We start from the raw sequence: 6,676 nt of genomic DNA, 5'->3' as shown, positions 1-6,676 counted from the left end.
TACGATGTACTAAGATATATCAATAATTGTCTCGTTAATTGGGTTCGTAGAAAATACAAGAAGCGAAAAGCAAGGCGTCGTGCTGAACATTGGCTTGGCACAATAGCAAAGCGTGATAAGAATCTGTTTGCACACTGGAAATTTGGAATATTACCATCGGCTGGATAATGGGAGCCGTATGAGCTGAGAGGTTCACGTACGATTCTGAGAGAGACTTAAGGGGAGGTTCCTTAGGTCTACTCACTTTATCGTAACAGGAGAAAGCAGGGAAATTCTTGAAAATGGTGTTAAGCCTATTATCATAGAGTTTCTTGCAGAAAGAGGATTGGAATTGTCAGAGGAAAAGACACTAATTACACACATCAATGACGGTTTCGACTTCTTAGGGTGCAATGTCAAAATGTATGGAAACAATCTATTGATAAAACCCTCCGATAAAAATTATGAAGCAATAATTAATAAAATCAGAGAAGTTATTAAAAGTAATCAGTCAGCAAAACAGGAATTCTTGATAAGGAAACTCAATCCAATCATTAGGGGTTGGGTGAACTATCAGAAGTTTAATGTATCTGCGAAAGCGTTTGAAAAGCTTGATTATGAAATTTGGGAATGCCTATGGCAATGGTGTAAAAGGCGACATCCTAAGAAAAGTAGAAAGTGGATTGCTAAGAAATACTTCCATACAATTGGAAATAGGACATGGACTTTTAGTGTTCCTACGGATAGTAAGATGAAAAACGGTGAAGATTTTTATATCCGTTTAATCTATGCAACAGATACAAATATCCGAAGATTTACTAAGATAAAAGCAGAAGCGAACCCTTTTGATAAAGACTGGCAGTTATATTTTGAGGAAAGAGCTGACAAACAGATGAGGAACGAAATCAAAGGTAGAACTATCATAAATAGGCTGTATGCAAACCAAAAGGGTTGTTGCAGTTATTGTGGCGGTAAAATTACACTTGAAACAGACTTCCGTATTCATCAAGTCGGCAATGGAACAAATATGACCAAAGACCTTGTACATCCTGAATGTCACGAAAAACTTCATGCCTTGAAGAACAGTTAAATGCTGGCTCTCGAAGGAGGGCTTATAGAAACTTGAGCCGTGTGAGGGGAAACTCTCATGCACGGTTCTTAGAGGGGAAGGCGGTAGCGATACCGCTGACCTACTCGACCAAATAGTAGAGAATAAGCAAAAGTTTATCTCACAGATTATGACTTCAAAAAGTCCTGTCCGTTCCTGTGAAGATGTGGATGAAGCGGCTTTATCCTATGCAGAAATTAAAGCCCTATGTGCAGGTAATCCAAAAATCAAGGAAAAGATGGATTTGGATATTGATGTGGCAAAACTAAAGCTTTTAAAGGCAAACCATCAGAGTAACCAGTACCGTTTAGAGGATAATCTATTGAAATACTTTCCTGAAAATATCGAAAAGAACAAGGGATATATTAAGGGATTTGAACAAGACTTAAAGACCCTTTCAGAAAACATTCCAGCTGAAGGTGAATTTTTACCAATGGTGATAAAAGATAAGACCTTTACAGATAAGGAGAAGGCAGGAGCTACTTTACTTGAAGCCTGTAAAGAAGTAAGGGGTAAAGACCCAGTGGAAGTAGGCAGTTATAGAGGTTTTACCATGTACCTATCCTATGATGGTTTTTATAATGAATTTCAACTTAATTTAAAGGGGACAATGAGCCATATAGCAAAATTGGGAACTGATGCAAGGGGTAATCTTACCCGTATTGATAATACCCTTACTAATATGGGAAATAGATTAAATCATGTTAGAGATCAGCTTGAAAATCTAATTAAACAGCAAGATGCAACAAAATTAGAGATTGGTAAGCCATTTCCTCAAGAGCAGGAACTAAAGGATAAAATTTCTAGGCTGGCTGTACTTGATACAGAGTTAAATATGGGTATAGAAGTATCGGAATCAAAAGTAGAAGTAGAAAAAAAGGAGAATAAACCTGAACGTCCGTCTGTATTAGATAGTTTAAAACAATCTCCACAATTAAACAAAGAATTTAAAGTTAAACAAGATAAATGTGCGGAGGTGAGGTGATGGCAAATCGTAAAAGAAATGTCCAACTACATTTTATGGTAACAGAGCATGAACGCAGTTTAATAGATGAAAAGATGGCTCAACTTGGTACAAAGAACATGGGAGCCTATCTTCGTAAAATGGCTATAGACGGCTATATTATCCAACTAGACTTATCAGATATACGTGAGTTAGTAACACTCCTTCGTCGTACTAGCAACAGCTTAAATCAGCTTACAAAGCGTGTTCATCAGACAGGAAACATCTATGTTGAAGATATAGAAGCACTTAGGGAAAGCTATGACAGGCTTTGGGATACGGCAGATGAAATACTGCTAAGACTTTCTACTATTTGAAATTCATATGATAGACAATATCTTTTTTATTTGGTATGTTTTTCATATAAAGTATCAATAGAAAAAGGGGGACTTGATGATGCGGATACTACTTAAAATATTATTATTTCCAATTACCCCGTCATTGACTATTATCTTGTTATTTTCTGAATTTATATGTCTATTTGGAACAATGTTTCTTTCCATTTTAGCACTACTTTTATTTGTACTAGCTTTGGGGACTATGATTATTTTAAAGGATATGCAGGACGGATTAAGAGCAATGGTACTGGCCTATCTTATTAGTCCCTTTGGGATACCTATACTTGCCTCTTGGCTAATAGGCAGGATAGGGCAGATAAATGAACGGTTAAAAGCTATTTAAATATTAAAAAGGGCGAAAGCATTTTTATGCTTTCACCCTTAACTGACACACAGCAGGAGTGCCAGCGAAAAGCAAGGGCGGCGTAGCCGTTTATCTCGACCCTTGCTTTTTGAGGGTACCCCTGCTATTTTATTTATTGGATTTGCATTTGCCTAATTTTTTGCAAAGCAGCATTTGCTTTGCCTAATAAAGTTTTCACTTCAGGAGTTATATTACATTTAAAAAGGCCATTTATAACCGAAAGAAATTCCATTTTTATTGACTGATACCCATAGTTATTTTCTATTCGATCGGTCAGAGCATCCACGGTATATTCCCAAAACTCTTTGCTTAAAAATTGTGTTCTTAGTTCTATCAATTCAGTTTTATCCCCTACTGACTCATAAATTCTTTCATAATATGGATTTACAAGCCAATATGCAACTTGGAGTGGGCGGTTTTTATCTATTGAATCATAATTTAATATAATTTTTTCTCCAATCATATCATTAAATAATGCACCAAAGCATGGGTGTTCTTCAGATTTAATTAGCTTGGTGTAATATTTCTTGTATCCTGATACAAAACGATACATTTTGTCTGTTTCACTTTTCCGTGACAACATATGAATCAGTACACTCATATCGAGTAGTAGCTCATGGGAAAATATCTCAGCGGCTACACTATCATTAAAAATGGCTTTGTAATTCCCATGTGCAATACGGTTTCGGATTATGTTATTAAAGTAGTACATAAAATATTCAACTGCCTCAGGATATATATCAACTTGAATATCTTGTAAATGTTGAATTTTATTTTTGAGAACATCGTTTATGTAAATAGTCATGTTTGTAAATCTATTAAAAGTAGTACAATCTTGCAAAAAATCCCCAAACATTCCTTCGATTTGGATAGGTATGATATGATTAAATATTGCAAATTCAGAGGATTCATATAGCTCTATACTTTTAAATAATATTTCTTTCCGTTCTCTTAAACAAACACTTTTTTCAAGTAATTTAGATACGCTATTTAATACATCTTGCTCCTGAATAAATTGTTTTAGGGTGTTTAAATATAAATGAGGTTCAGATGTTTTTTGCCTGTGTAATTCATCAATGGAGGGAATTTTATCTTTGGCAGAATTTAGTTCCATTGCTCGTTCCTCATCGCTTTTAATATAAGAGGAATAGTGCCAGTTCTTGTGTAAGGTATCAATTGCAGTATACGTCTTTACTTTAAAAAACAAGGCATAAGGTCTATCTAAATTATCTTTAGTAATTTCAAGTACATCCCTGTAAAAAGAAAATTCATAGGAAACATCGCATTCCAATTCTTGTGATAGTTTTAAAGCAGTTGTTTTAATTGCAAAATCTATACTATGTTGGTCATCTAGCTTGCAAAACTCACTAAGCTTTGATGTCATGTGTTGTTTTGCAAATAATAGCATTTCTTTTCTTGTTCGAAGTTCATTACATTGACTATAATAACTATATAAGATATGCTCATCTGTTGCTAAATCTCGTACAAGAGAAAGACTTGGTGTGGCTGACTTAACGGATTTAATATTATTTGCCAAAGTTAAGAGAGTTGAGTTAATTGTGCCGATTTCAGTAGCTATTTTTTGTTTAACTGTATTATACATTTGAACGAATATTTTATTATATTCTTGTTGGGCTGCCAAGAAAGTATCTTTCGGTAAAATCTTAACACCTATCAATTTACAAAGTGATAAATAGTAATCTTCATCGCTCTTTAGGTCATCATTTCTAGTAATTGATTTTATTATGCTTTTGAGTAATCTATCATTTGCTCCGTCAAAAGATGAAATAGATTTATCGAAGTAAAATCTACCCAAATCTTGTAAGGTAGATTTTATGAATATCTCGTGGTCGATACAGTCACGCAGTTCATAATTAATATATTTAAATAGATTGTTACATATTTCAATTTCATTCTTAGTTAGCATTAAAACACCCCTATCCTTAATTATAGTATTATTTTACCACAGTTTATATATTAAAAAATAGTTATCAAGATTAATTGAATTGGAGGTGTATTCAATGGCAACAACCCGCTTAATTTCCATGCACAAGAACAAGGGAAAATCCGTAGCTGATTGTATTTCTGACCGTATAGATTATGCATTAAATCCTGATAAAACTAATGAGGGTGAATATGTTTCTTCTTACGAATGCGATCCCAAAACGATAAAGGGAGAATTTATACTATCTAAGAAAATATATGCCAATATTACAGGCAGAGAGCAAGGAAATGATGTGATACTCTATCAGATACGGCAATCATTTAAGCCGGGAGAAATTTCACCAGAACTTGCTAATAAAATTGGCTATGAATTAGCCTTAAAATTTACCAAAGGCAATCATGCTTTTTTTGTAGCCACCCATATAGATAAGTCCCATATTCATAACCATATTATATATAACTCTACCTCTTTAGACTGTACAGGAAAGTTTAGAGATTTCTTAGGTTCAGGTAAAGCTGTAGGGAAAATATCTGACCGCATTTGCCTGGAAAACAGACTATCAATTATTGAAAATCCAAAGCGTGGGAAAAACCATTATGGTAAATGGCTTGGAGATAAAAAACCTATTACTCATTCACAAAATCTACGAAATACTATAGATGAAATACTCTTAGAAAAGCCTACAAATTTTGATGATTTCCTCTTGCAAATGGGAGAAGCAGGTTACTCTATTAAACAAGGAAAACATCTTGCTTTTAAGAATAAACGGCAAAAGAGATTTATCCGTTTGCGCTCTCTTGGTGAAGGTTATTTAGAGGAAGAAATTAAGGAAATAATTAAAGGCAAAATGCTTTATAGTAATAGAAAACAAGTAGCTGCCAAGCAACAATCCCCAGTCAATCTTTTGATAGATATACAGGCAAAATTACAAGCAGGAAAGGGTGAAGGCTACGAACGATGGGCGAAGATTTTCAGCCTAAAACAGATGGCACAGACTATCAACTTTCTAACAGAAAACAACCTTCTTGTATATGAGGATTTAGAGAAAAAAGCGCAGCTTTCAACAGATAATTTTAATGAAATATCAGACCAGATTAAAGACATTGAAAAGCGTATGAAAGGGATAGGAAATCTTAAAACCCATATAATAAATTATTCAAAAACCCGTGATATTTATACTGCTTACCGTAAATCAGGGTATTCTAAGAAATACTATGAAGAACATACTGCTGATTTAATTTTACACAAGGCCGCAAAGGCTGCTTTTGATGAATTAGATGCTAAGAAAATACCTACAATAAAGACTTTGCAAAAGGAATATACTGAGTTGATTTCTGAAAAAAGAAAAGCCTATGCAAAGTATCATTCTACAAAAAAAGAAATGAAAAACATACTGACTTCAAAGGCAAATGTTGACCGTCTTTTAGGAGAAGATTCAGTAGAAAAAGATAAAGAAAAGTTACAGAAAGAAAGGTAATATTCTTATGAATTTTAAGCTCCCAAGGGGAGCGTAGCCACACAATTTATTGTGTGTTAAGTGGGGATTGGGGATACTCCCCAACAAGCAGATTTAGCGAAAATTCCGTAAGGAAATTTTGAGCAAAATCGCAAGGTGTGTACCACCTTGCCCTGCTTGCCAATATTGTATTCATATTGTAATTTAAGGTTTGAACATAGATGGGTATAATACAATATAATAAGACATTATATACTATGGAGGGGCGGAATATAGTAGTTTATATCTAAGCTAAGGAACTAATACATAATTAATGAGAGTGGACATTATCCACACTAATAATAACTTAAAAGGTTTTGTATAAAATTAGACGTATATTATAATAGGATTAAAGTGCGAGCTGCGAAGCAGCACGCAAAAGCGTGTTGCTTCCTCTTGGTGATGGAGGCAATTCTATCCCCATTAGTAAGCTATTAACATATA

6 protein-coding genes are annotated in these 6,676 nt (G+C 34.2%); 5 read left to right on the top strand and 1 reads right to left on the bottom strand.

What is annotated here, in order from left to right; translation table 11 throughout:
- The first annotated feature begins 331 nt into the window (after window positions 1-331).
- The 4 genes from ABWP20_RS18065 to ABWP20_RS18050 all read left to right on the top strand — a co-directional run bounded on the left by ABWP20_RS18065 (window position 332) and on the right by ABWP20_RS18050 (window position 2,771).
- The gene (locus ABWP20_RS18065; protein ID WP_503012556.1) at window positions 332-1,069 is read left to right on the top strand and encodes a group II intron maturase-specific domain-containing protein; all 738 of its coding nucleotides are present in this window, start codon (window positions 332-334) and stop codon (window positions 1,067-1,069) included.
- A 148-nt stretch (window positions 1,070-1,217) separates the two neighbouring features.
- On the top strand, window positions 1,218-2,072 hold the full coding sequence (locus ABWP20_RS18060; protein ID WP_353097742.1) for a hypothetical protein: 855 nt from the start codon (window positions 1,218-1,220) through the stop codon (window positions 2,070-2,072).
- A complete protein-coding gene (locus tag ABWP20_RS18055) occupies window positions 2,072-2,407 on the top strand; it encodes a plasmid mobilization protein (protein WP_353097740.1) in 336 nt (111 codons plus the stop codon). Before ABWP20_RS18060 ends, ABWP20_RS18055 begins: the two co-directional genes overlap by 1 nt.
- A gap of 76 nt (window positions 2,408-2,483) precedes the next feature.
- Window positions 2,484-2,771, top strand: coding sequence for a CD1845 family protein (locus ABWP20_RS18050; protein ID WP_353097739.1), 288 nt, complete (start codon window positions 2,484-2,486; stop codon window positions 2,769-2,771).
- A 133-nt stretch (window positions 2,772-2,904) separates the two neighbouring features.
- Here the strand turns inward: ABWP20_RS18050 and ABWP20_RS18045 are convergent, their stop codons facing one another.
- Window positions 2,905-4,719, bottom strand: coding sequence for a hypothetical protein (locus ABWP20_RS18045; protein ID WP_353097737.1), 1,815 nt, complete (start codon window positions 4,717-4,719; stop codon window positions 2,905-2,907).
- Between the two features lie 94 nt (window positions 4,720-4,813).
- Here ABWP20_RS18045 and ABWP20_RS18040 point away from each other — a divergent pair, with 94 nt between their 5' ends.
- Window positions 4,814-6,214: a relaxase/mobilization nuclease domain-containing protein gene (locus tag ABWP20_RS18040; RefSeq protein ID WP_353097736.1), complete on the top strand. Its 1,401-nt coding sequence runs from the start codon at window positions 4,814-4,816 to the stop codon at window positions 6,212-6,214.
- Window positions 6,215-6,676 lie beyond the last annotated feature (462 nt).

Origin of the sequence: Tissierella praeacuta (genome assembly GCF_040396155.1) — a bacterium.
GTDB classification, from domain to species: Bacteria; Bacillota; Clostridia; order Tissierellales; family Tissierellaceae; genus Tissierella; species Tissierella praeacuta_A.
The sequence above is the reverse complement of the archived record's forward strand: the minus strand, read 5'-3'. Positions and strand labels throughout refer to the sequence as shown.

Excerpts from the sequence above, each read along its gene's own strand:
- ABWP20_RS18060 (WP_353097742.1), top strand. The coding sequence starts at position 1,218 with ATGACTTCAAAAAGTCCTGTCCGTTCCTGTGAAGATGTGGATGAAGCG.
- ABWP20_RS18055 (WP_353097740.1), top strand. The coding sequence starts at position 2,072 with ATGGCAAATCGTAAAAGAAATGTCCAACTACATTTTATGGTAACAGAG.
- ABWP20_RS18050 (WP_353097739.1), top strand. The coding sequence starts at position 2,484 with ATGATGCGGATACTACTTAAAATATTATTATTTCCAATTACCCCGTCA.
- ABWP20_RS18045 (WP_353097737.1), bottom strand. The coding sequence starts at position 4,719 with ATGCTAACTAAGAATGAAATTGAAATATGTAACAATCTATTTAAATAT.
- ABWP20_RS18040 (WP_353097736.1), top strand. The coding sequence starts at position 4,814 with ATGGCAACAACCCGCTTAATTTCCATGCACAAGAACAAGGGAAAATCC.